Source organism: Flavobacterium xueshanense (assembly GCF_900112975.1).
Classification (GTDB): Bacteria; Bacteroidota; Bacteroidia; order Flavobacteriales; family Flavobacteriaceae; genus Flavobacterium; species Flavobacterium xueshanense.
The window spans coordinates 43516-67682 of record NZ_FONQ01000018.1; the positions used below are offsets into that span (position 1 = coordinate 43516).

The 24167-nt window shown below is 34.6% G+C and carries 20 protein-coding genes; 15 read left to right on the forward strand and 5 right to left on the reverse strand.

Going from position 1 to position 24167, the window contains the following annotated elements:
* Window positions 1-37: 37 nt before the first annotated feature.
* Window positions 38-859, forward strand: coding sequence for a DUF4249 domain-containing protein (locus tag BMZ76_RS13945; protein ID WP_091208129.1), 822 nt, complete (start codon window positions 38-40; stop codon window positions 857-859).
* A 215-nt stretch (window positions 860-1074) separates the two neighbouring features.
* Window positions 1075-1737 (forward strand): thiamine diphosphokinase, encoded by a 663-nt coding sequence (locus BMZ76_RS13950; RefSeq protein WP_091208132.1) that lies wholly within the window; start codon window positions 1075-1077, stop codon window positions 1735-1737.
* 3 nt (window positions 1738-1740) lie between these two features.
* Here BMZ76_RS13950 and BMZ76_RS13955 read toward each other — a convergent pair whose 3' ends face one another.
* A complete protein-coding gene (locus BMZ76_RS13955; RefSeq protein ID WP_167547471.1) occupies window positions 1741-2517 on the reverse strand; it encodes an alpha/beta fold hydrolase in 777 nt (258 codons plus the stop codon).
* 246 nt (window positions 2518-2763) lie between these two features.
* On the opposite strand from BMZ76_RS13955, the gene rlmF reads away from it, so the two are divergent.
* The 4 genes from rlmF to uvrB all read left to right on the forward strand — a co-directional run bounded on the left by rlmF (window position 2764) and on the right by uvrB (window position 7158).
* Window positions 2764-3720 carry a 23S rRNA (adenine(1618)-N(6))-methyltransferase RlmF gene (gene rlmF, locus BMZ76_RS13960; protein WP_091208139.1) on the forward strand — a complete coding sequence of 319 codons (957 nt, stop codon included), beginning with the start codon at window positions 2764-2766 and terminating at the stop codon, window positions 3718-3720.
* A gap of 389 nt (window positions 3721-4109) precedes the next feature.
* Window positions 4110-4304 carry a hypothetical protein gene (locus BMZ76_RS16005; RefSeq protein WP_208857672.1) on the forward strand — a complete coding sequence of 65 codons (195 nt, stop codon included), beginning with the start codon at window positions 4110-4112 and terminating at the stop codon, window positions 4302-4304.
* Entirely contained in the window at window positions 4301-5038 is a 738-nt protein-coding gene (locus BMZ76_RS16010) for a hypothetical protein (protein WP_208857674.1), read from the forward strand. The genes BMZ76_RS16005 and BMZ76_RS16010 overlap by 4 nt, the downstream gene beginning before the upstream one ends.
* Window positions 5039-5166: 128 nt before the next feature.
* Window positions 5167-7158, forward strand: a complete 1992-nt coding sequence (uvrB, locus tag BMZ76_RS13970) for an excinuclease ABC subunit UvrB (RefSeq protein ID WP_091208142.1) — start codon at window positions 5167-5169, stop codon at window positions 7156-7158.
* On the opposite strand, the gene BMZ76_RS13975 is transcribed toward uvrB, so the two are convergent.
* Window positions 7155-7556, reverse strand: coding sequence for an excinuclease ABC subunit B (locus BMZ76_RS13975; protein ID WP_091208147.1), 402 nt, complete (start codon window positions 7554-7556; stop codon window positions 7155-7157). The genes uvrB and BMZ76_RS13975 overlap by 4 nt on opposite strands.
* Before the next feature lie 98 nt (window positions 7557-7654).
* On the opposite strand from BMZ76_RS13975, the gene BMZ76_RS13980 reads away from it, so the two are divergent.
* From BMZ76_RS13980 to BMZ76_RS14000, 5 genes are all read left to right on the forward strand, one after another.
* On the forward strand, window positions 7655-8434 hold the full coding sequence (locus tag BMZ76_RS13980; RefSeq protein ID WP_244281826.1) for an alpha/beta hydrolase: 780 nt from the start codon (window positions 7655-7657) through the stop codon (window positions 8432-8434).
* A gap of 52 nt (window positions 8435-8486) precedes the next feature.
* Entirely contained in the window at window positions 8487-9506 is a 1020-nt protein-coding gene (locus tag BMZ76_RS13985; RefSeq protein WP_091208153.1) for a dipeptide epimerase, read from the forward strand.
* 75 nt (window positions 9507-9581) lie between these two features.
* On the forward strand, window positions 9582-10049 hold the full coding sequence (locus BMZ76_RS13990; RefSeq protein ID WP_091208157.1) for a DUF1456 family protein: 468 nt from the start codon (window positions 9582-9584) through the stop codon (window positions 10047-10049).
* A gap of 2 nt (window positions 10050-10051) precedes the next feature.
* Window positions 10052-10708: a Rossmann-fold NAD(P)-binding domain-containing protein gene (locus tag BMZ76_RS13995; protein WP_091208160.1), complete on the forward strand. Its 657-nt coding sequence runs from the start codon at window positions 10052-10054 to the stop codon at window positions 10706-10708.
* Window positions 10709-10788: 80 nt separating this feature from the next.
* Entirely contained in the window at window positions 10789-11310 is a 522-nt protein-coding gene (locus BMZ76_RS14000) for a hypothetical protein (RefSeq protein ID WP_091208163.1), read from the forward strand.
* Between the two features lie 41 nt (window positions 11311-11351).
* On the opposite strand, the gene BMZ76_RS14005 is transcribed toward BMZ76_RS14000, so the two are convergent.
* A complete protein-coding gene (locus BMZ76_RS14005) occupies window positions 11352-12920 on the reverse strand; it encodes a protein adenylyltransferase SelO (protein ID WP_208857676.1) in 1569 nt (522 codons plus the stop codon).
* A gap of 162 nt (window positions 12921-13082) precedes the next feature.
* Complete coding sequence (sucC, locus tag BMZ76_RS14010) at window positions 13083-14276, reverse strand: ADP-forming succinate--CoA ligase subunit beta (protein ID WP_091208171.1); 1194 nt, start codon at window positions 14274-14276, stop codon at window positions 13083-13085.
* A 407-nt stretch (window positions 14277-14683) separates the two neighbouring features.
* Here sucC and gltB point away from each other — a divergent pair, with 407 nt between their 5' ends.
* The 3 genes from gltB to lysA all read left to right on the forward strand — a co-directional run bounded on the left by gltB (window position 14684) and on the right by lysA (window position 22049).
* Complete coding sequence (gltB, locus tag BMZ76_RS14015; protein WP_091208173.1) at window positions 14684-19201, forward strand: glutamate synthase large subunit; 4518 nt, start codon at window positions 14684-14686, stop codon at window positions 19199-19201.
* Window positions 19202-19203: 2 nt separating this feature from the next.
* The gene (locus tag BMZ76_RS14020; RefSeq protein ID WP_091208177.1) at window positions 19204-20658 is read left to right on the forward strand and encodes a glutamate synthase subunit beta; all 1455 of its coding nucleotides are present in this window, start codon (window positions 19204-19206) and stop codon (window positions 20656-20658) included.
* Window positions 20659-20828: 170 nt separating this feature from the next.
* Window positions 20829-22049, forward strand: coding sequence for a diaminopimelate decarboxylase (lysA, locus tag BMZ76_RS14025; protein ID WP_091208181.1), 1221 nt, complete (start codon window positions 20829-20831; stop codon window positions 22047-22049).
* Between the two features lie 69 nt (window positions 22050-22118).
* Here lysA and pafA read toward each other — a convergent pair whose 3' ends face one another.
* Window positions 22119-23735, reverse strand: coding sequence for an alkaline phosphatase PafA (gene pafA, locus BMZ76_RS14030; protein WP_091208185.1), 1617 nt, complete (start codon window positions 23733-23735; stop codon window positions 22119-22121).
* Window positions 23736-23967: 232 nt separating this feature from the next.
* Here pafA and BMZ76_RS15775 point away from each other — a divergent pair.
* On the forward strand, window positions 23968-24167 hold a 200-nt coding region (locus BMZ76_RS15775; protein WP_143071093.1), incomplete at its 3' end, for a helix-turn-helix domain-containing protein.

Below are 24167 nucleotides of genomic sequence, written 5' to 3' on the forward strand. Positions count from 1 at the left end.
AGCAATCAGTAAGAGCACAAAATAAAACAATAAAAACATGAAAAAAATAATAGTATACCTAATACTTATCACCGCTATTTTTTCCGCAAGTTGTGAAGATGTTATTGAAGTAGATTTAGATAATGTTCCTCCAAAATTGGTCATTGAAGCAGCAATCAATTGGAAAAAAGGAACTTCAGGAAATCAACAAAAAATAAAACTCACCACTACAACCGGTTTTTATAGTACTGAAATTCCAAAAGTTTCCGGAGCAACGGTTTCCATAAAAAACAGTGCAAATGTTGTTTTCAATTTTACAGAAATTGAAAAAACAGGCGAATACGGTTGCGCTACTTTTATTCCGGTCATTAACGAAACCTACACGTTAACCGTTATCAAAAATGGCAATACTTACACCGCTGTTGAAACATTGAAACCAGTTGCGCCAATAACTAAAATTGTTCAAAACAACAAAGGCGGTTTCACAGGAACAGATATAGAAATTAAAACGTTTTATCAAGATCCAACGGGTGAAAGCAATTATTACCTCTACAAATATTTATACTCGAACCAGCTGAAATCAAACTTTTATGTAGACCTGGATGACTTTTTTAATGGAAACGAATTCTTCAGTATCTCGCAAAATGACGAGTTAAAAAAAGACGATAAAATTGAAATAAGCCACTTCGGAATTTCTAAAGCCTATTACAATTACATGAGTGTTTTGGTGAGTATTGCAGGAAATAATGGCGGCGGACCGTTTCAATCTCCACCTGCAACTGTGAGAGGAAACATTATCAACACCACGGATGCGGCGAATTATCCTTTGGGCTATTTCTCCCTCAGTGAGGTCGATATTAGAAATTACACCATTGAATAATTAGGAGCTAATCCAGCTGTTCATTACAACCAAAAAACAGGTTCTAAACAGTTTTCCAGTCCGTATAAGGAGCTTCCTTTGGTCGCTCTTCTACTGCCGAAAAACTAAAGTTTACAACCTGTTTTGGTTTTCATTGCCATCCGGGCTAGTACGTGAGAGATAAAACGAGAACTTTTATTTACTTTTACATCATAATTTATAATTCATCATTAAGTATGTCTTCACACCATATCGTTCGGGACGACCAAGAACCTGCTTTAATCATTGCCAATGGTGCTTCCTGTAATCCAGAACTGTTAGGTCAGTTACTGGAATGGTCGCCGCTTGTGGTCGTATTAGATACGGCTATGGTTCGTGTCATGGAATTAGACATTAAAGTCGATGTGCTTTTAGGGGATTTCGACAAAGGATTTGATCCTGAAATTTATAAAACCTCGCAGTACCCGATCGAAATCATTCATACGCCAGATCAAAATAAAACCGATTTAGAGAAGGCTTTTGACTATTTAATCGAAAGAAAAATTCCTGCAGTCAATGTTGTTTGGGCCACGGGACGTAGAGCCGATCATACGATTACCAATCTGACCAACATTACACGATACAGAAATCTATTGAAAATTGTCATTCTGGACGATCATTCAAAAGTGTTTTTATTGCCTAAGAAATTCGAAAAATGGTACACGGCAGACACCCCCATTTCATTAATTCCCATCGGTCATGTGACTGGAATACATTCGAATAATTTATATTACCCATTGAAAGATGATAGTTTGACCATTGGTTACAGAACTGGAAGCAGTAATCATGTCATCAACGACGGCATTGTGACAATCGAACATAACGAAGGCGATTTATTGATGATGGAATGCTTGGATTAGCATTTATTGAATATTCAACAATGCGTTTCTCACAATTTCATAATGGCTCCAGGGAATAAAATGATTCGCTTTTTCGATAGTTATTGTATCAATTGATTTTGCATTGACAAACATTTTTTTCATGAAGGCAACATTGCTGTACGGCACCAAAGCGTCTTTTGTTCCATGAATAATGGTAACATCGCAAGTAATCTTTTTCAACTCTGGTTCTAAAGCGACCAAATCCTGTTTCAGCCACCACAATTCATCATTGGAAGGTCGTAATGCTCCGGGAATCAGATACCGTAAAGGCGATGCCTTGATAACGGTTCTCCATTTCTCTGGGTTTTCAGCTTTTGGGTCCAATGAGCCTGACACTATCACCAATCGTTTATACCAAGACGGATTATCTACGGCTAACTGAGCCACAACTGGACCACCAACGGAATGTCCCACCAAAATTAGCGGCTTTTTATTATCTATTTTTTTTATAAACTCAGATATTCTTTGAGACTGTACCCTTAAATTTTGAGCGTCACCAAAATCACTGTAACCAAAACCCGGACGGTCTATGGCAATCATTCGGTATTTTTTCAGTAACAAACTGTCTTTAAGATATTCTTTGAAAGCATTCCAACTTCCGGGCGAACCGTGTACAAAAAACAAAGTTGGATTTTGAATAGTTCCCGTTTCTACATAATGAATTTTATAACCATCAAAATCCATTGTTTTATCCTGAAATTCTGTTTTAGATGCAGCGAAAAATTTTGTTGTTTCTTTATTAGAAAATCGCATCGTCATACAGGACTGACATAGTAAGAAATATAAAAAAATTAAACAGTAAGCTATGTATCTCTTTTTAAAATGAAATGAAGCGGGCATAAAAGTCATGCTATTTGTATTTTTTATAAAAGTAACCGTTTTTTGTCTTCGAAAAAACGGCAACAGTATAATTTTATGATTATTTTTTCACCTGTTTAATGGGTCTTAGTGGCCTTTAGCAATTTACAAAATAGGAATCGCTATCTTTGCACCGAAATATAGAAAATGAAACCGAAAACGATTAACGAAAAGACTAATTTACATCCTAGAAATCTTGACAGATTTGGATATGATTTTGAGCAGTTAATAGAAAAATCTCCTGAATTAAAAACTTTTGTTTCTGTCAATGAATATAAAATTGAGACCATCGATTTTAGCAACCCTGATGCGGTAAAGTCACTTAACAAAGCATTATTATTATCCCATTATGACATTCAAAACTGGGATATTCCTAAAAATTATCTTTGTCCGCCCATTCCGGGAAGAGCAGATTATATTCACTATTTAGCGGATTTATTAGCTTCAAGCAACAACGGAATCATTCCTGAAGGGGAAACTGTTCAAGGTTTAGATATTGGTGTCGGTGCCAATTGCATTTATCCTATAATAGGAAATTCAGCGTACGGATGGAGTTTTGTAGGAACTGATACTGATTTAAAAGCAATTGAAAATTGCAGTGCGATCATTGAAGATAATCCAAAACTAATTGATGCGATAAGTTTACAACAACAAACGGAATCGCGTTTTATTTTTAAAAATATAATTACTCCCGAAGACAAGTTTACATTCACTATTTGCAATCCTCCTTTTCATGCCTCACAGGATGAAGCCACGAAAAGTACGGTTCGAAAAATCAATAATTTAGAATCTCACAGCGCTGGGAGCAAAGTAACTAAACCTGTTTTAAATTTTGGTGGCCATAATGCTGAATTATGGTGTGAAGGCGGCGAATTAGGTTTCGTTACCCAAATGATATACGAAAGTGCAAAATATCCGATGCAATGTTTATGGTTCACAACTTTAGTGTCTAAAAAAGAGAATCTTTCCAGTCTGTACAAAACATTAAATAAAGTAAGTGCGGTCCAAATTAAAACAATTGACATGGCTCAAGGCCAAAAAACTAGCCGAATTGTAGCATGGACATTTTTGAGTGAAGCACAACAAAAAGCGTGGAAATTTTAAGCATCATTTTTTATACTGTTAGGGGAACATAAATAATACTCAAAATACGGCACAAATACTTACTACAATAAAATTATACGCTCCTCGGGTAAGTTATTTTACAGCAGCTCAACAAACTGCTATCACTGATGCAGCTACAATTTCTCAAATGCAAACGGCATTAAATTTTGATTCAACTGCCTGATAATTAGCGTATCTAGGTCTTGGAAGAAGAAATTTCAATATGAGAGTGGGACAATCTTCCTTAAAAAAGCGCTCAATTCTTTTTGAATGCCGCTTATCCAATCAATGACAAATTAGAAGCGTATGCTTTTGGAGGAACTAGTTATAGAGATGGTGAAGCTGCAGGTTTTTACAGAAGACCAAATCACGCCCGATCATAAATAGGATTGTATCCAAACGGATTTTTACCGGAAATATATTCAACAATCAACGACGTCTCCATTGCCGCAGGTCTTAAAGCTATGATATTTGAAAGTTGGACTTTTGACTTAAGTAACACTTTTGGAAGAAATGCTTTTGATTACGGAGTTGAGAATACAGTGAATGCCTCTTTACGAGAAAGTCTCCAAATGCAATTTTGAATGCATTATTTGATACGGCCGGAGCAACTGCTGCAACTTTCTTTGCTAATGCAATTGACACTGAATCAAAAGGAATTGATATTGTAATAAGTCATAAAACAAGTTTTGGAAATAATGTTTCTCTGAAAACAGATCTGTCAGGAACTTTTTCGAATACGTACAGAGTGGTAGATATTCACGCTTCTTCAGTTTTAGCAGCTGCCGGTCAGATAAATAAATACTATTCTGAAGCAAGCAGGGTATACTTACAAGAAGCAATTCCTAAAGTAAAAGCTAATTTGACTAATTCGATTAGTTACAAAAAATTCGATTTCTTCTTAAGAAATGTTTATTTTGGTAAAGTTACTGATCCAAACATTGCTGATGCAAATAATGATGGAACTATCAATGCTATTGTTGTAAATAATCAAGAAGTTGAAAACGAACATCCAACATGGGCAGCTAAAATCATTTCAGATTTGTCTGTTGGATTTAAATTAACTAACGCCGCAAAAATTGTCGTAGGAGCAAATAACATTTTTGATATTTATCCAACTTTAAATTTAGGACCTCAAACAATTAAACAAAGAGCTTCTGGAGTTAATGCTAATGGAGGTGTAACTTACTCCCCAACTACTTCTTCAAATAATTACATTGACTTATCAAATGCAAATCAATTTGTATATTCGAGAAACACATCTCAATTTGGTCAAAACGGTCGTTTTGTTTTTGCCAGATTAAGCTTCAGCTTCTAGAAAAAGATCTTTTATATAAAGGAAAGCCAACAACAAAAAGTTGATGGCTTTTTTTTGGCTTAAACTTAGGTAAAAAAAGAATCCAAACGTTGTACCTTTGTTCCTCTTAACCTTTGTTCTTGTTTTACATGAATTTCCAAGTAGTATCTGATTACCAGCCGAAGGGCGACCAACCTCAAGCGATTGAAAAATTGACTCAAGGGATTATTGAAGGTGATAAATTCCAAACACTTTTAGGAGTTACAGGATCGGGAAAAACATTTACCGTTGCCAATGTCATTCAGGAAGTACAAAGACCGACATTAGTTTTAGCACACAATAAAACATTGGCAGCTCAATTGTATTCGGAATTCAAGCAATTTTTCCCGAATAACGCTGTAGAATATTTCGTTTCTTACTACGATTATTACCAGCCAGAAGCTTTTATGCCTGTAACGGGCGTTTTTATTGAGAAGGACTTATCTATCAATGAAGAACTAGAAAAAATGCGAATGTCAACTACTGCATCGTTGCTTTCCGGACGAAGAGATATTTTGGTTGTCGCATCGGTTTCGTGTTTATACGGTATTGGAAATCCCATCGAATTTCAAAAAAACTTGATTCCAATTGAGAAAGGACAAATTATTTCTAGAACCAAATTATTGCATCAATTAGTGCAAAGTTTATATTCCAGAACAGAAGCCGATTTTAATCCGGGAAGTTTCAGAATAAAAGGAGATACAGTAGATGTTTATCCTAGTTATGCGGATGAAGCCTATCGCATTCATTTCTTTGGTGATGAAATCGAGGAAATTGAAAGTTTCGACACAAAGAATTCTCAAGTACTCGAAAAATTTGAAAAACTGACGATTTATCCCGCTAATATGTTTGTGACTTCACCAGATGTTTTGCAAAATGCAATTTGGGAAATACAACAGGATTTAGTAAAACAGGTTGATTATTTCAAGGAAATTGGAAAACATCTCGAAGCAAAACGATTAGAAGAACGAACCAATTTTGATTTAGAAATGATTCGGGAACTTGGCTATTGTTCCGGAATTGAAAATTATTCCCGTTATCTTGATGGACGTTTACCCGGAACCAGACCTTTCTGTTTATTGGATTATTTTCCAAAAGATTACTTAATGGTCGTCGATGAAAGCCATGTCACACTTTCACAGGTCAGCGCAATGTATGGCGGAGACAGAAGCCGAAAAGAAAATTTAGTGGAATATGGTTTTAGACTTCCGGCAGCAATGGACAATCGCCCTTTGAAGTTTGAAGAGTTTGAAGCCATGCAAAATCAAGTTATTTATGTTTCTGCAACGCCGGCTGATTATGAATTGCAAAAAACGGAGGGAGTTGTTGTCGAACAAGTGATTCGTCCTACAGGATTATTAGATCCAGTTATCGAAATCCGACCAAGTTTAAACCAAATTGATGATTTAATTGAAGAAATTCAACTCCGTGCCGAAATTGATGAACGCGTTTTGGTGACTACTTTAACCAAAAGAATGGCAGAAGAATTGGCCAAATATTTAACGAAAGTCAATATTCGTTGCCGTTACATTCACTCCGAAGTAGATACTTTGGAACGGATAGAAATCATGCAAGATTTGCGAAAAGGAATTTTTGATGTGCTAATTGGCGTGAATTTACTTCGTGAAGGTTTGGATTTACCTGAAGTTTCTTTGGTGGCAATTTTAGATGCAGACAAAGAAGGTTTTTTGCGAAGTCATCGTTCGCTTACGCAAACAATTGGTCGTGCGGCGAGAAACTTGAATGGAAAAGCGATTATGTATGCTGATAAAATTACCAATAGCATGCAAAAAACTATTGACGAAACGAATTATCGCAGAACCAAGCAAATTAATCACAATACTGAAAATAATCTTGTACCGCAAGCTTTAAATAAAAAAATTGAGAGCGCGTTTACTAAAAACCCTTTAGCTGATTATGAATTAGGCTACACAATAAATACCGCCGCCGAACCCGAAAACTTGTATCTATCCAAAACAGAGATTGAAAAACGCATACGCGAAAAACGGAAATCAATGGAAAAAGCAGCCAAAGAGTTGGACTTCATGCAAGCTGCAAAATTACGTGATGAGATTAAAGCGTTACAAGGACAATTAACTTAATTATGTTGCTCCTGAAAAACATTCAATAAAACTTCGCCATCAATTATAGCGTTTGGTGCTTCATTCATCAACTTAAGAATACGTTTTGTAGCGACAGGATTAAGTCCCATTTCAAGTGCTATTTGTTGGATTGCAACAGATTCTTTTTGGTGTAAAACACCGTCACTATACATTAATAGAGCCAATCTGTAAAATTGCTGAATACGTAAAAACTCCGATTTAATGGGGATTTGCGGAAGTTCCTGATGAAACAAATCTTTAAAAACATCAATTCCAAACCCCAACTCACTAGCAACAATTGCCAAAAATTCATATTCTCTTTTATGCAAATGTCCGTCGACAGTAGAAAAAGCAATCATCTCCAAAACTAAACTCTTCTTTTCTTCGAATGTATTCATCAAATTATTATTTTTAGCTAAAATATTGTTTTTAAATCAAAACACAAAAACTATTAATGATTCGACCACAGTTCCTACTCCTGCTCTTCTTTTTTACTATGGCAAAAATTGCTGCTCAGGACGTAAAAGAGCCGAGACAAAGTACCGCTTCAAAACAAGTTTCTACCTTTATTATTGAAGTACCACAACTTCAAACCATAAAGAAAATTTGGGTGTATTTACCTAAAAATTATTTAACGTCCAAAAAGAAATTCTCCGTAATTTACATGCACGACGCTCAAAATTTATTTGATGAAAAAACTTCCTATTCGGGTGAATGGAATGTGGACGAAAAACTGGACAGTTTAAAAGCACAAGTTATTGTAGTAGGAATCGAACATGGAAATGACAAAAGAATCGAGGAATTAACGCCTTTTAAAAACCAAAAATACGGTGGAGGAAAAGCGGATAGTTATTTAGAATTTATCGTGAAAACATTGAAACCACAAATCGACAAAACGTATCGTACAAAAACCAAAAAGAAAAATACGATCATAATGGGAAGTTCCCTTGGTGGACTTACCTCTTACTATGCCGTTTTAAAATACCCTGAAATATTTGGAAAAGCAGGTGTTTTCTCGCCTTCTTTTTGGTTTACGAAAGACATTTATAATCTAACTGAAAAATCTGAAAAGATAAAATCTAAAGTCTATTTTCTCTGCGGCGATAGGGAAAGCGACGATATGGTTTCAGATTTGAACAAAATGGAACGTTTGTTAAATTCAAATAGATGTTATTGCCTGAATTTGAATGAAAAGAAAATTATAAAAGGCGGACAACATAATGAAAAATTATGGCGCGATGGTTTTGTAAAAGCAATTTTATGGCTTGGCTATTAAATGGCATCTTTAAAGAAACTCATTAATTTTAAGTGTATAAAATCAGATTCACATGGAACTAATCTTAAGAGAATACAACCTCAAATTGAAACATACGTTTACGATTTCAAGAAAATCTATAGACTTCCAGCCTTCTTTGATTGTGGAACTCCAGCGTGACGGTTTTTCAGGTTTTGGCGAAGCAACTTCTAATCCCTATTATAAGATAACTGTTCCGGTTATTGTGCAAGATTTAGAAAAAATTCGCAGCATAATCGAAAACACTACAGATCAAACACCCGAAGAATTTTGGTCAAAGATTCATCCTTTTCTAAAACACAACATGTTTGCGTTATGTGCTTTGGACATAGCATACAATGATTGGTATGCGCGCAAAAAAGGAAAAAAATTGTACGAATTGTGGAATTATGACATTGACAAAAATCCATTGACAGATTACACGATTGGAATTGCATCTGTAGATAAAATGGTAGCAAAAATGAAGGAACTTCCTTGGCCGATTTATAAAATCAAATTGGGAACCAAAGAAGATATTGCCATTGTCAAAGAACTTCGGAAACATACGAATGCCACTTTTAGAATTGACGCCAATTGTGGTTGGGGTGTGGAAGAAACGATAAATAATGCCGTTAAGCTGAAAAAATTAGGTGTTGAATTCTTAGAACAACCGATGAACGCCGACAATTGGGAAGGACATAAAGAAGTTTACAAACACTCTGTTTTACCAATAATTGCTGATGAAAGTTGTATTATTGAACAAGACGTGGCCAAATCTCACCATCATTTTCATGGAGTGAATGTCAAATTAATGAAATGTGGAGGACTTACTCCCGGAAGACGGATGATTGAGGAAGCCAAGAAATTAGGTTTAAAAACAATGGTAGGTTGTATGACTGAATCGACCGTTGGAATATCTGCGATTGCACATTTATTGCCGCAATTGGATTATGTAGATATGGACGGTGCATTGCTTTTGGCTGAAGACATAGCAAGTGGTGTAACAATAGATTTTGGAAAAATAAGCTATTCTGAAATCAATGGAACCGGTGTAACTTTAATTAAGGTCCTTTGAAAGTGCACCAATTCTAAATCTAAAAATGTGGTCTAATTGCTTTTAAACCGTACATTTGTAAAAAATTAGAATATGATGACAAATAACGATATCTTTAAAAAACTTCGTGTAGCTTTAATGTTACGTGATGATCAAATAGTTGAAATATTAGAATTAGTAGATTTTAGAATCACTAAATCAGAATTGGGTGCTTTTTTCCGTGATGAAAAACATGAAAATTATATGGAATGTGGTGACCAAGTGTTGCGTAACTTCCTAAATGCATTGGTAATTCACTTGCGTGGTACGAAAGAAAATCCAAAAAACCCAAATGATGTTTTGGCAAAACACAAAGCTCAAATTCCTGTAAAGGAAGGAACTTCTGAAAGAGCTGAATTTAAAGCAAAGCCAAGAGACGAGGAGAGATCAAGAGGTGACGAAAGTCCTTCAAAATCGAAACCTGCTGCTAAAAAACCGTTCAAAAAACAATTTTCAAAAGGAGCTCCAAAAGTTCAGGTAGTGGAAAAAGTAAAATTTAATTTCGGTAAGAATAAAAAATCATAACAGTGAAAACAGCTTTGATTATTGGCAGCACCGGTTTAATAGGTTCAGAACTATTAAATTTACTTTTATATAGCAATGATTATCTAAAAGTGATCACTTTTGTAAAAAGAGATACAGGAATAAGGCATCCAAAATTAACCCAACACATCATTGATTTTGACAAGCCGGAAACCTACAAAGATTTAGTTGTTGGTGATGATTTCTTTTGTACCATTGGCACAACAATCAAAAAAGCAGGAAGTAAAGAAGCTTTTAAAAAAGTAGATTTTGGATATCCAAAACAGTTTGCCGCTTTTGCATTGCAAAATAAAGTCCTACAGTATTTGATTATTTCATCTCTTAGTGCTAATACAAATTCTGGAAATTTCTATTTAAAAACAAAAGGAGAAATTCAAGATTTTCTTCAAGATTGTAATTTTGAAAGCGTTGCTGTCTTGCAACCTTCCCTTCTTTTGGGAAACCGAACTGAATTTAGATTAGGAGAAAAAGTAGGTGCTTTTTTTATGAAAACACTTTCCTTCTTATTCGTTGGAAATTTAAAAAAGTACAAACCTATTGAAAGCAAAACAGTTGCCAAAGCACTTTTTAAAATAGCTCAAACAAACAATAAAGGTTTTAAAATATATGAATCAGATGCGATTCAAGAAATTGGAAACTAATACAATATCAAAATCCTGAATAAGCGTTCAGGATTTTTTTTTGATATTTAGTTCATCTAAGTGAATTTACAACTTCAAATATGAAATACATTCTAACCTTCTCATTATTCTTTTTCACTTCCTTATTTTTTGGACAAAACAATAAAACTGAAGAACCCGCGATGTTTCTCGATTCAACTTTAGTTGCTTCAGCAACAATGGAATATGTTGACCCAAATGAAATTGAGTCTGTAAATGTTATCAAAAAAGACACCACGATAAATGGTGTTATATATCGTAGTCAAATTTATATTACTTCCAAAATTTCTAAGAAATATGATTTCATAAGTTTGGAACAAATTAAATCTGAATTTACCAAAATAAAAAATAACGATGTCATTTATATGGTAAATGGCGCATCTATAAAAGACAATATCAAAACTTTCAAATTAGACCGAAACTATATTTTAGAAGTTGAAGTTACTAATTCAGAAGCATTTTACAATTTTAGAAAAAGTGACACCAAATTTGACATCATTAATATCTTGGGAAAAACAAAAGAAAACTTAGAAAATAAAAATAAGATTTTAATAAAAGGTCATGAAGCAATTGGTATTAAATAGATTCTATTTTTAATGTAATTTAATCGTGTTTATATTCCCTTCTAAGAACTACAACTCAACATCGAACATCCTACTTTATTTCTGGCCCAATCGGGTCTTTTGGCAAACCATTTCTGGGAATTTGGTTGCTCATCGTACGGATTTTTAAGCATTTCAAATAATTCGTTTAGCAAAGCATAGTCACCCTTATCTGCGTTATCAATGCACAACTGTGCCATATAATTTCGTAACACATATTTTGGATTCACTTGATCCATTTGTTCTTTCCTGACAAAATCTGAAATAGCTTCTTCATTGATTCGAATGCTGTACATCTCAAACCAATCGTGCCAATCTTCTAAGATTGTTTTATCTAAATCTTTTTCACTATAAAAGGCGTCTTTTATGGCATTGAAAGCGGTTAATGCAGTATCGGCTTTAGTAACATTACTTAGATTTCTGAAGAAAATCGTCATATCCGTTTCTACTCTTTCCAACAATTGGGTCAAACTCTGAATCAAAACTACATCTTGTTCTTTTTTGATTTGGAAACCGAGTTTATTTTTCATCATATTCAAATACTCCTTTTCGTAATTAGTACTGTAAGCATTCAAAATAGTTTCCAGCGGTTTTGCATCCTGAATTAAAGGATACAACGCATTCGCCAATTGATACAAATTCCACAGCGCAATTTCTGGTTGATTGCCAAAACGGTATCTTTTATGTTGGCTATCCGTTGTATTAGGCGTCCAAGTGGAATTGTAGTCTTCTAACCAGCCGTAAGGTCCATAATCAATGGTGACGCCGTGAATTGACATATTATCCGTATTCATCACTCCATGAACAAAACCAACGCGTTGCCAGTGTACAATCATGTTCAGCGTAGTTTGAGTAACTTCTTGAAAAAAGGCAAGGTATTTTTCGACACCTTCTTTTTTGATATGGGAAAAATGATGTTTAATTGTAAAATCCGCTAATAATTTGAGATTAACATGATCTTCTCGGGAAGCAAATAATTCGAAACTTCCAAAACGGATAAAAGATGGAGCTACTCTACAAACAATGGCGCCTTTTTCATAGGCAGGATTTCCATTGTAGATTACATCACGCAATACTTGATCGCCAGAAAGCATTAGCGAAAGCGAACGTGTGGTAGGAACACCTAAATAATGCATCGCTTCAGCACATAAATGCTCCCGGATGGAAGATCGCAAAACCGCAAAACCATCTGCAGTTCTGGAATAAGGTGTTGGCCCTGCTCCTTTCAGTTGCAATGTGTACGACTTATTTTCATGAACTACTTCAGTAAGATTAATGGCACGACCATCTCCTAATTGTCCTGCCCAATTTCCAAATTGATGTCCCGCATAACTCAAAGCATACGGTTTCGTACTTGGGTAAATGGTACTTCCTGAAAAAGTATTTAAAAAATCAGCCGAAAGTATATCTTCCTGAGAGAGACCAATAGCATTTGCTACTTCAGTTGAAGCATGAATCAGCGAAGGATTTGAAGGTTTTTTGGGTAATGTGTACGAATAACAAGCTTGATGAACCTGTCTTGGAACATTGATTTGATTTGGATCTGCAGGTAATTCGGCAGTAAAACTATTTTGTATCTGGAGTTTCATAATTACTAAAAAACATTAAAAACAAAGATAATTGTTGTAACCCAGAAAAGTTTACACTTTCAATTATTATTATGATTTGTTCTCTTTAAAAACTTGTAGTCGTCCCAAAAAAAAATCCCGTTCGCCGTAGCAAACAGGATTTTCGATATATAACATTTTTCTTAATTAAGAAAGTGCTGCTTTTACTTGGTCGGCTGCTTCTTGGAATTCAACAGCAGATAAAATTGGCATTCCTGAATTATCAATTAATTCTTTTGCGATAGCTGCATTTGTACCTTGTAAGCGAACAATGATTGGCACTTTAATTGCATCACCCATATTTTTGTAAGCATCAACAACTCCTTGCGCCACACGGTCACAACGAACGATTCCACCAAAAATATTAATCAAAATAGCTTTTACGTTTTGATCTTTTAAGATAATACGGAAAGCAGTTTCAACACGTTTTGCATCAGCAGTTCCACCTACGTCAAGAAAGTTAGCAGGCTCAAAACCAGCATATTTGATTAAATCCATTGTTGCCATTGCTAAACCGGCTCCGTTAACCATACATCCTACTGTACCGTCAAGATCTACATAGTTTAATCCTACTTCTTTTGCTTCCACTTCGATTGGGTTCTCCTCACGAATGTCACGCATATCAGCATATTTCTTTTGTCTGTATAAAGCATTATCATCGATATTTACTTTAGCATCTACAGCCATAATTTTATTATCAGATGTTTTTAAAACCGGATTGATTTCAAACATCGAAGCATCTGATCCAATATATGCATTATATAAAGAATCAATAAATTTTACCATTTCTTTAAAAGCATTTCCTGAAAGGCCTAAGTTAAAAGCAATTCTTCTTGCTTGAAAACCTTGCAATCCAACAGAAGGATCAATTTCTTCAGTAAAAATCAAATGTGGAGTGTGTTCCGCAACTTCTTCAATATCCATTCCACCTTCAGTAGAATACATAATCATGTTACGACCTGTAGCTCTATTCAATAAAACAGAAACATAAAATTCTGAAGTTTCACTTTCGCCAGGATAATATACATCTTCAGCGATTAAAACTTTATGTACTTTTTTACCTTCAGCAGAAGTTTGAGGTGTAATCAATTGCATTCCGATGATTTGCTCTGAAATCTCTTCAACTTGTTGTAAATTTTTGGCAAGTTTCACTCCACCACCTTTTCCACGTCCACCTGCATGAACTTGGGCTTTTACAACATACCAACTTGTACCAGTTTCGGCAGTTAATTGTTTTGCAGCAGCAACCGCTTCTACAGGGCTATTAGCAACGATTCCGCGTTGAATGCGAACTCCGTAGCTAGCTAAAATCTCTTTTCCTTGATATTCGTGTATGTTCATAATATAGAATTTGTCTGGCTTCTGAATTTCTTTCAGAATAAAAGTGCCACAAAAATAGCAAAATTAAACTTAACTGTTATTTTTTTTTCAATTAAATATAGCTCTAAATTTAGATAAGAGAAAGAAAGACAAAGCCACCGTCAAAATAAAAAAAATATAAAAATTAATTACAAATTTGTTATAAATAACCACGATTCATGATTGGCAAAATATTTCTTTCAAAATCACCCCTTTAATCAGTATTTTTTTATTTCCATTTTATCGAAAAATCAAATCGGATGTGTTTAAATATCATTATTGAGATTTATTCAACCTTTTTCTGTTAGAACTGTAAAAACAAGCCATTTTTAACCGTTACACCTATTATATGCTACTAAATCTTTAATTTTGTAGAAAAAAATTTAAGCATGACAGTTAAAGAACAAGGCCTTTATTTGCCCGAATTTGAACACGACAATTGCGGAGCAGGATTCATTTGTAATTTAAATGGAATTAAGTCAAATGATATTATACACAAAGCACTTGATATACTAATCAAATTAGAACACCGGGGCGCTGTGAGTTCAGATGGGAGAACTGGAGATGGAGCAGGAATATTGTTTGATATCCCACATGATTTTTTTAAGAAAATTTGCGAATTTGATATCCCGGAAATTAAGGAATATGCCGTGGGAATGGTCTTTATGCCCAAAAGTAAAAATCAAGTTGTTTTTTGTAAAACTACTTTTGAAACTTCGATACGCGATCAAAATCTAGAATTAATAGGATGGAGAGACGTTCCTGTTGACGCATCAAATTTAGGACGAATTGCTGGCGAGAAAGAACCAACCGTTAAACAAGTATTTGTTGGTAAAAATGGATTAGACCTTACGGAACAACAATTTAATGCTAAGTTATTTGCAGCAAGAAAAATAGCAGAACATGCGATTCGAAATTCAAAAATTTCAGAAAGTCACATGTTTTATTTTTCCAGTTTATCGACTACTACAATAATATATAAAGGTTTGTTGATGCCGGAAGACATTAGCAGATATTATACGGATTTATTAGATGATGACTTAGTGACCAGACTGGCGTTAGTTCACCAGCGATTTTCTACCAATACATTCCCATCTTGGGAATTAGCACAACCTTTCCGTTACATGTGTCACAATGGTGAGATAAACACTCTTCGTGGTAACATTAGCCGCATGCGGGCTCGTGAAGAACTAATGAAAAGCGATGTTTTTGGAGATGATATCAAAAAATTATTCCCAATTATTTTAGAAGGAAAATCAGATTCGGCTTCGATGGATATGGTAATCGAACTGTTATTGATGACGGGACGTTCTTTGCCGGAAGCGATGATGATGGTTGTCCCTGAAGCTTGGGAAAAACACCAAACGATGTCAGCCGACAAAAAAGCATTCTACGAATACAACGCTTGCATCATGGAACCTTGGGATGGTCCAGCTTCTATTCCTTTTACTGATGGTAACGTTATTGGTGCTTTATTAGATAGAAATGGATTGCGTCCATCTCGTTATACATTGACCAAAAGTGGTTTCGTAATTATGTCTTCAGAGATTGGTGTTCTTGACATCAAACCCGAAGATGTGATTCAACACGGTCGTTTAGAACCGGGAAAAATGTTTTTAGTTGATATGAACGAAGGTCGAATTATTGAAGATGACGAGATCAAAAATGCTATTGTTACCAAACGTCCTTACAAACAATGGTTGGATGAAAATTTAGTACAATTGGCTCAAATACCATATACTGACAATCCAATTCCAGTAGAAAACATAGATTTTGAAACAAGACAAAGACTTTTTGGCTACACGTTAGAGGATTTAAAAACAATCATAAACCCAATGGGAAGTGAAGGTGCAGAGGCATTAAGTTCTATGGGAAATGATACTCCGTTAGCGGTTTTGTCAGATCAGCCACAGCTTTTATACAACTATTTTAAGCAATTATTTGCTCAGGTTACCAATCCACCGTTGGATGGTATTCGTGAAGAAATAATTACTGATATCAGTTTAGCGATTGGTGGCGATTATAATATTTTTGATATTGTTCCAAAACATTGTAAGAAACTAAAAATTCAAAATCCAGTTATTTCGAACGAGGATTTAGATAAAGTAAAAAACATTGATCATGCTGATTTCAAATCAGTAACGATCTCTACTTTATACGATATCGAAAAAGGAGTAAACGGATTAGAACGCGCTTTGGAAAGAGCGGTTCAAGCAACTTTCAAAGCAGTTACTGAAGGCTGTAATATTGTGATTCTTTCAGATAGAGGAGTTAGTGAAAAAATGGCTCCAATACCAATGCTATTAGCGTGTTCTTACATTCATCATTCGCTTAACATTCTAAAAGTTCGTTCTAAATTTGGAATCATAATTGAATCCGCAGAACCTCGCGAACCACATCATTTTGCATTATTATTTGGTTACGGAGCCAGCGCAATTAACCCTTACATGGTGAATGAGATTATTCATGACCAAGTTAACCAAGGTTTTATCACTGGTGTAAAAGCTGATTATGCTATTAAAAATTACAATAAAGCTATTGCAAAAGGGATCTTGAAAATCATGAACAAGATCGGTATCTCTACTTTACATTCGTACAGAGCGGCACAGATTTTTGAAATTTTAGGATTAAATAAAACATTCACTTCGAAATATTTCCCTTATACACCCTCCAGAATTGAAGGAATTGGCCTGATGGAAGTCGAAAAAGAAATCAAGAAAAGATACCAAAAAGCTTTTCCAGATTCAAAAGTGGCTAATTTATTGCCTTTAGAAATTGGAGGAATTTACAGGTGGAGAAGATCAGGAGAAAAACACATGTTTAATCCAACGACGATTTCTAAATTGCAACAAGCAGTACGTTTAAATAGTCCTGAAAGCTACAAGGAATATGCTAAAATGGTCAATGACCAAAGTGAAAACTTGATGACCATTAGAGGTTTATTTGAATTCAATAATTTGGATCCTATTTCAATTGACGAAGTGGAACCTTGGACAGAAATTGTAAAAAAATTCAAAACTGGCGCAATGTCGTACGGATCTATCAGTCAGGAAGCCCACGAAAACTTGGCGATTGCCATGAACAGAATTGGTGGAAAAAGTAATTCTGGAGAAGGTGGAGAAGATCCTAAACGTTTCCAAAAAGACTTAAATGGTGATTCCAGAAATAGTGCTATTAAGCAAGTTGCTTCAGGAAGATTTGGAGTGTCTATCAACTATTTGACAAATGCCAAAGAGATTCAGATAAAAATGGCTCAAGGTGCAAAACCGGGAGAAGGTGGACAGTTACCAGGTGAAAAAGTAGTGCCTTGGATTGCTGAAGTTAGAAATTCAACGCCTTATGTTGGATTAATTTCTCCACCGCCACACCACGATATTTATTCTATTGAAGATTTATCACAATTAATTTTTGATTTAAAAAATGCCAATCGTGAAGCGAGAATTAATGTAAAATTAGTTTCTGAAGTGGGTGTAGGAACAATCGCTGCCGGTGTTGCTAAAGCAAAAGCCGATGTAATCTTGATTTCTGGATACGACGGCGGAACCGGAGCTGCACCATTAACATCAGTACAACATACAGGAATTCCTTGGGAACTTGGACTTGCCGAAGCACAACAAACATTAATACTAAATGATTTAAGAAGTCGTGTAGTTTTAGAATGTGACGGACAATTAAAAACTGGACGTGATGTAGCCATTGCTGCTTTACTTGGTGCTGAAGAATTTGGTTTTGCAACTGCTCCTTTAGTTGCATCGGGTTGTATTATGATGCGAGCGTGTCACTTGAACACCTGTCCAGTTGGTATTGCTACACAAGATCCTGAGTTGAGAAAAAACTTCAAAGGAACGCCAGAACACATTATTAACTTCATGTATTTTATTGCTGAGGAGTTGAGAGAAATCATGGCACAATTAGGATTCAGAACATTAAAAGAAATGGTGGGACAATCGCAAAAATTGAATGTCAATAAAGCCATTAAGCATTATAAAGCAAGTGGATTAGATTTATCTACAATTTTATATAAACCAGAAAAAGCGAAAGTAGTACCAAATCACAATACTACAGAACAAGACCATGCTTTAGAACATGTGCTTGATTTTGATATTATAAAAGCCGCTATTCCTTCTATTTATCGAAAAGAAAGAACCAGAGTTACTTTTAAAATTAAAAATACGGATCGTTCCGTTGGAGCTATATTGAGTAATGAGATTTCTAAAATATATGGTGCACAAGGCTTGCCTGAAGACACAATATTAGTTGATTTTGAAGGCTCAGCCGGACAAAGTTTTGGTGCTTTTGCAACCAATGGTTTATCCTTTAAAATTCATGGAAACTGTAATGATTATTTAGGAAAAGGCCTTTCTGGAGCTAAATTAATTATCAAAGTCCCACCATCTGCCACTTTCAAGCCAGAAGAAAATATTATCATTGGTAATGTTGCACTTTATGGAGCAATTACTGGTGAAGCATACATAAATGGTATGGCAGGCGAACGTTTTTGTGTTAGAAATTCTGGAGCAACAGCAGTTGTTGAAGGAATTGGAGATCATGGATGTGAATATATGACCGGTGGAACTGTAGTGGTTTTAGGTAAAACTGGAAGAAATTTCGCCGCTGGTATGAGTGGTGGTATTGCTTATGTTTTTGATCCAAATAAAAAATTCGACGCTACCTTATGTAATATGGAAATGGTCGCTTTTGAAACATTCGAAGAAGATGACTTTATTAAACTGAGACGTTTGATAAAAAATCATTCTATGTATACCAATAGTCCGTTGGCAAAAAGGATTTTAGAAGATTGGGAAAACCAAAGCAACCATTTTGTCAAAGTAATGCCTACTGATTACAAAAAAGCATTGCAACGATTAGCTGAAGAAAAACAAATTGAAGAACTACTAGCACTATAGTTATGGGAAAGATAGGAGGATTTAAAGAATATACTAGAACCGACGAAAGTAATGTTGCTGTTCTAGAAAGAGTATCGAATTATAATGAATTTACAATTCCGTTAACCAAAGATAAAATCAAAGAACAAGGATCTAGATGCATGGATTGTGGGATTCCATTCTGCCACAGTGCTTGTCCATTAGGAAATTTAATACCTGATTTTAATGATATGGTGCATCAGGAAGAATGGGAAAGTGCATTGAAAATATTACAATCAACCAATAACTTTCCAGAGTTTACAGGAAGATTATGCCCTGCTCCATGCGAAAAATCATGTGTTTTAGGTATAATCAGTGAACCAGTAGCTATTGAAAATATCGAAAAAAATATTATTGAAAGAGGTTTTGCAGAAGGATGGATAAAACCACAACCACCCGAAGTTAGAACAGGGAAAACAGTCGCTGTAATAGGCTCCGGTCCTGCTGGATTAGCGGCTGCGCAACAATTGAATCGTGCAGGACATACCGTTACGGTTTTTGAAAGAGACAATGCAATAGGAGGGTTATTACGTTATGGAATTCCAAATTTCAAATTAGAAAAAGGGATTATAGACAGACGTGTTAAAGTACTGGAAGCCGAAGGAATTACTTTTAAAACGAATGTAAATGTTGGCGTAAATTATAGTGTTGAAGAATTGAATTCTTTTGATTCAATCGTATTATGTGGTGGTGCAACCGAAAGAAGAAGTTTACCTACTAAAGGAATAGAAAGTAAAGGAGTTGTTCAAGCAATGACTTTCTTGACACAACAAACGAAATCACTTTATGGTGAGGTAATTCCTTATCAAATAATGGCTACCGGTAAAGATGTGATTGTTATTGGTGGTGGAGATACTGGTTCTGATTGTGTTGGAACATCAAACAGACACGGAGCTAAATCAGTTACTAATTTTGAGATTTTACCAAAACCACCTGTTGGAAGAAGTGAAACTACTCCTTGGCCATTTTGGCCATTGCAATTAAAAACATCCTCTTCACATGAAGAAGGTTGTAATAGAAATTGGTTAATCAACACCAAAGAATTCATTTCTAATGAAAAAGGAGAACTCGTAGGTTTAAAAACCGTTGAAGTGGCTTGGAAAATGACACCTGGACAAAGACCTGAATTGATAGAAAAAGAAGGTTCGGAAAAAATCTGGCCTTGTGATTTAGCTCTGTTAGCACTGGGATTTACAGGTCCTGAAAAAACATTAAGCGATCAATTAGGATTAGCAATTGATATGAGAAGCAATTATAAAGCGACCAATTATCAAACGAATGTTCCCCATATATTTACTGCGGGTGATATGCGAAGAGGACAATCATTAATTGTTTGGGCAATATCTGAGGGTCGTGAAGCTGCCAGAGAAGTCGATAAATACTTGATGGGTTATACCAATTTACCAACCAAAGGAAATGGAGATTTACCCAACCTATAGTTCTAAATGATATTTTATAACCCTTGATCAAAAAATTGCTCAAGGGTTATTTTTTTTAAAATTTTCAAATAAATGTTTAATTTATAACTTATTGTTACAATTTGTTAGAATTTCTATATTAGCTTGTGGAACTAAATAAAGAGTAATAAATTTGCTCAAAATTAATAATCATGCAATCAAAAGACTTAGTACAATTAGCGGAACAATTCGGAAATCCATTATACGTTTATGATGCCGAAAAAATACAATCTCAATATAACAGATTATCAAAAGCTTTTTCTAAGGTTAATAAGTTGCGCATTAATTACGCGATGAAGGCATTGTCTAATGTTGCGATCCTTCAATTGTTGAAAGAAATGGGGTCTGGTTTAGACACTGTTTCCATTCAAGAGGTTTTATTAGGACTTCATGCCGGCTATGAGCCAGAAAAAATATTTTACACTCCAAATGGTGTTTCTCTTGAAGAAATTGAAGAAGTTAATGCTATGGGAGTTCAAATAAATATTGACAACTTATCCATATTAGAACAGTTCGGAACAAAATATCCAAATGTTCCTGTTTGCATTAGAATAAATCCACATGTAATGGCAGGTGGAAATGCTAATATATCTGTTGGTCATATTGATAGTAAATTTGGGATTTCTGTTCACCAATTACCGCATTTAGTTCGCATTGTTGAAAATACAAAAATGAATATTGTAGGGATACACATGCATACTGGTTCTGATATTCTTGACATCGAAGTGTTTTTATATGCTGCAGAAATATTATTCGACGCTGCAAAAAACTTTAAAAATTTAGAATTTTTAGACTTCGGAAGTGGATTTAAAGTGCCTTATAGAAAAGACGATATCGAGACGGACATTGAAGAGTTAGGTAAAAAATTATCAAAAAGATTCAATGCCTTTTGTACCGAATACGGAAAAGAATTAACCTTGATATTTGAACCTGGTAAATTTCTAGTAAGTGAAGCTGGTTTCTTTTTGGCTAAAGTTAATGTCGTTAAACAAACTACTTCTACTGTTTTTGCAGGAATAGATAGCGGTTTTAATCATTTGATTAGACCAATGTTTTACGGTTCACAACATCATATTGAAAATATTTCACACCCAAAAGGGAAAGAACGTTTCTACTCCGTTGTTGGATATATTTGTGAAACGGATACTTTTGCAAATAACAGAAAAATTGCAGAAATAAAAGAAGGTGATATTTTATCATTTAGAAATGCAGGAGCGTATTGTTTCTCTATGGCTTCAAACTACAACTCCAGATATAAGCCAGCCGAAGTATTATGGATGAACGGTGAAGGGCATCTAATCAGAGCACATGAAACCTTTGAAGATTTACTTAAAAATCAAATTCCGTTACCCGTAGCAATGGCAACAGTTTAAAATACAAATCCCACCTCACTTTTAATGAGACGGGATTTTTTTTTGTTCAAAAATAAATAAGACCAATTTTTATTTTTTATCTAAAAGATTTTCCAGCACTTCAGACTCTGTCCCATTAGGAAATGGAATTTTCAACATTTGTGAAAGCGTTGGTGCAATTTGGGTAATGTATTTTTTAGTGTGTAATTCTCCTTTTGGAACTTGCCATCCATAAAAAAGTAAAGGCACATGGGTATCATAACTATTAGGTGAACCATGTGTCGTTCCTGTAGCTTGATATTGCATGTAACCTGCTTTATCGAGTATAACAATATCGCCATTTTGTTTAGGATCATAACCCTTAGAAATGAAACTTAAGAAATAATCATCTCCTGATGAAGCTAAAATTTCCTCTTCAGTGTACACTCTTTTAACTTGTTCTTGTGTCATCAAAAAGTCCTTAAAACTTTGTTTCACTTTTACCAATTCTAACCCTTTCTGTTTGATAATCTCTTTATTAAAAAAAAGATTAAAGTTAGAATAATCTAATATCAAATCTGAACCAAAGGTTTCATTTGAATGTTTTTTTAATGCCTCAACAATGTCTTTCGAAGGAATGTTTTTTACATTGTATTTGTTATCTTTTAAATAATTAGGATTTTCAGCTCCAGCGTGATCAGCAGTCAGAAAAAGCAAGTAATTATCCTTTCCAACGGTTTTGTCTAAATAGTTTAAAAACTGAGCAATCGTTTGATCTAAACGCAAATAAGTGTCTTGTAACTCCATAGAACGCGGTCCAAAAGTATGTCCTACATAATCTGTTGAAGAAAAACTAACCGTCAAAAAATCTGTAATATCATCTTTCCCTAATTCTTCTTTTTCTATAGCTTTCATAGCTAATTCTGCCAAAATATCATTACCAAAAGGTGTAGTTCTCAAAACATCTGCTCCTTTTTCATTATACATCTTACTTAAATCATATGGAAAAACGGGTGCCTTAGCTTTATCTAATTTACCTTCATACGGATTGTCATCAGGAAGACTTTCGTTGTAAGTGGCTATCGGCTTCAATAAATCCCAACCTTTATTAATGTAATTCATGTATCGTTTATCTTCGTTGAATTCAGTTAACCAATTAGGCAATGCTGAACCATAAAAAGTACTTGAGATAAAAGCACCCGTTTTACTATACCAAAATGCCCAATTAGCAAAATGACCTGCCGGTAAAATAGCACCACGATCTTTTATACTCATACCAATTACCTTTCCTTTAAAATTTGTAGCCATACGAAGCTCATCAGTAATTGTGGTACTTAATAAATTTTTTGGAGACATTGCCCCCTCTTTTTCTGTACCGTTACCTAATATTGAAACAGATGCATCATCCGTACAATACATATCTTTTCCTGCAGCTTTATTAAACCAATCATTTCCAACTATTCCATGTGTGGATGGCGTAGTTCCTGTATAAATACTAGCATGGCCTGGAGCTGTGTAAGTTGGTACATAATTATAATGCATATTGTGAAAAGTATATCCATTATTCATCAATCTTTTAAAGCCATTTGCAGAAAAATCATCTGAGAAACGATATAGATACTCCATTTTCATTTGGTCTACCACTATACCTACCACTAATTTAGGTCGTTGTTGAGCTTGTGAGTTTAGAGACATAATAAGTATCAAAAACAAAATAATTTTTTTCATATTACATTTTTTATATAGTTCCCCAAAAATACGATTTAATGTTTAAAAATAGGACGGGACAAAAACTTAAACATAATAAATTAATATTCTCTTAACTTAAACTAGATTCAATTAATTAATGCAACTCTCAGGAAAATCGATAAGACAATTTTTTCGAGAGAGAGGGCAAAAAAGCCCTCTCTCTCGAATGGAATAAATTGTCTTTATTTGCTCCTGACCAAAGTTGTAAATAATGAGCCATTTAACCCGCGAACAAAGATATACTATTAGCGTATTATTAGAACAAAATTTCAGCAAAAGCCAAATAGCATTATTTATTAAAAAGGACAAGTCTGTCTTAACACGAGAGCTACAACGTAATTGTGATTTACGCAGTGGTAAATACGATGCAGATTTAGCTCAACGCAAATATGAAAAGCGACAGAAAGCCAA

Coding starts and splice junctions, on each gene's coding strand:
- sucC (WP_091208171.1), bottom strand. CDS start 14,276: ATGAACATACACGAATATCAAGGAAAAGAGATTTTAGCTAGCTACGGA.
- BMZ76_RS13990 (WP_091208157.1), top strand. CDS start 9,582: ATGACAAATAACGATATCTTTAAAAAACTTCGTGTAGCTTTAATGTTA.
- BMZ76_RS13975 (WP_091208147.1), bottom strand. CDS start 7,556: ATGAATACATTCGAAGAAAAGAAGAGTTTAGTTTTGGAGATGATTGCT.
- BMZ76_RS14000 (WP_091208163.1), top strand. CDS start 10,789: ATGAAATACATTCTAACCTTCTCATTATTCTTTTTCACTTCCTTATTT.
- gltB (WP_091208173.1), top strand. CDS start 14,684: ATGACAGTTAAAGAACAAGGCCTTTATTTGCCCGAATTTGAACACGAC.
- rlmF (WP_091208139.1), top strand. CDS start 2,764: ATGAAACCGAAAACGATTAACGAAAAGACTAATTTACATCCTAGAAAT.
- lysA (WP_091208181.1), top strand. CDS start 20,829: ATGCAATCAAAAGACTTAGTACAATTAGCGGAACAATTCGGAAATCCA.
- BMZ76_RS14020 (WP_091208177.1), top strand. CDS start 19,204: ATGGGAAAGATAGGAGGATTTAAAGAATATACTAGAACCGACGAAAGT.
- BMZ76_RS13985 (WP_091208153.1), top strand. CDS start 8,487: ATGGAACTAATCTTAAGAGAATACAACCTCAAATTGAAACATACGTTT.
- uvrB (WP_091208142.1), top strand. CDS start 5,167: ATGAATTTCCAAGTAGTATCTGATTACCAGCCGAAGGGCGACCAACCT.
- pafA (WP_091208185.1), bottom strand. CDS start 23,735: ATGAAAAAAATTATTTTGTTTTTGATACTTATTATGTCTCTAAACTCA.
- BMZ76_RS13955 (WP_167547471.1), bottom strand. CDS start 2,517: ATGACGATGCGATTTTCTAATAAAGAAACAACAAAATTTTTCGCTGCA.
- BMZ76_RS13950 (WP_091208132.1), top strand. CDS start 1,075: ATGTCTTCACACCATATCGTTCGGGACGACCAAGAACCTGCTTTAATC.
- BMZ76_RS13980 (WP_244281826.1), top strand. CDS start 7,655: ATGGCAAAAATTGCTGCTCAGGACGTAAAAGAGCCGAGACAAAGTACC.
- BMZ76_RS13945 (WP_091208129.1), top strand. CDS start 38: ATGAAAAAAATAATAGTATACCTAATACTTATCACCGCTATTTTTTCC.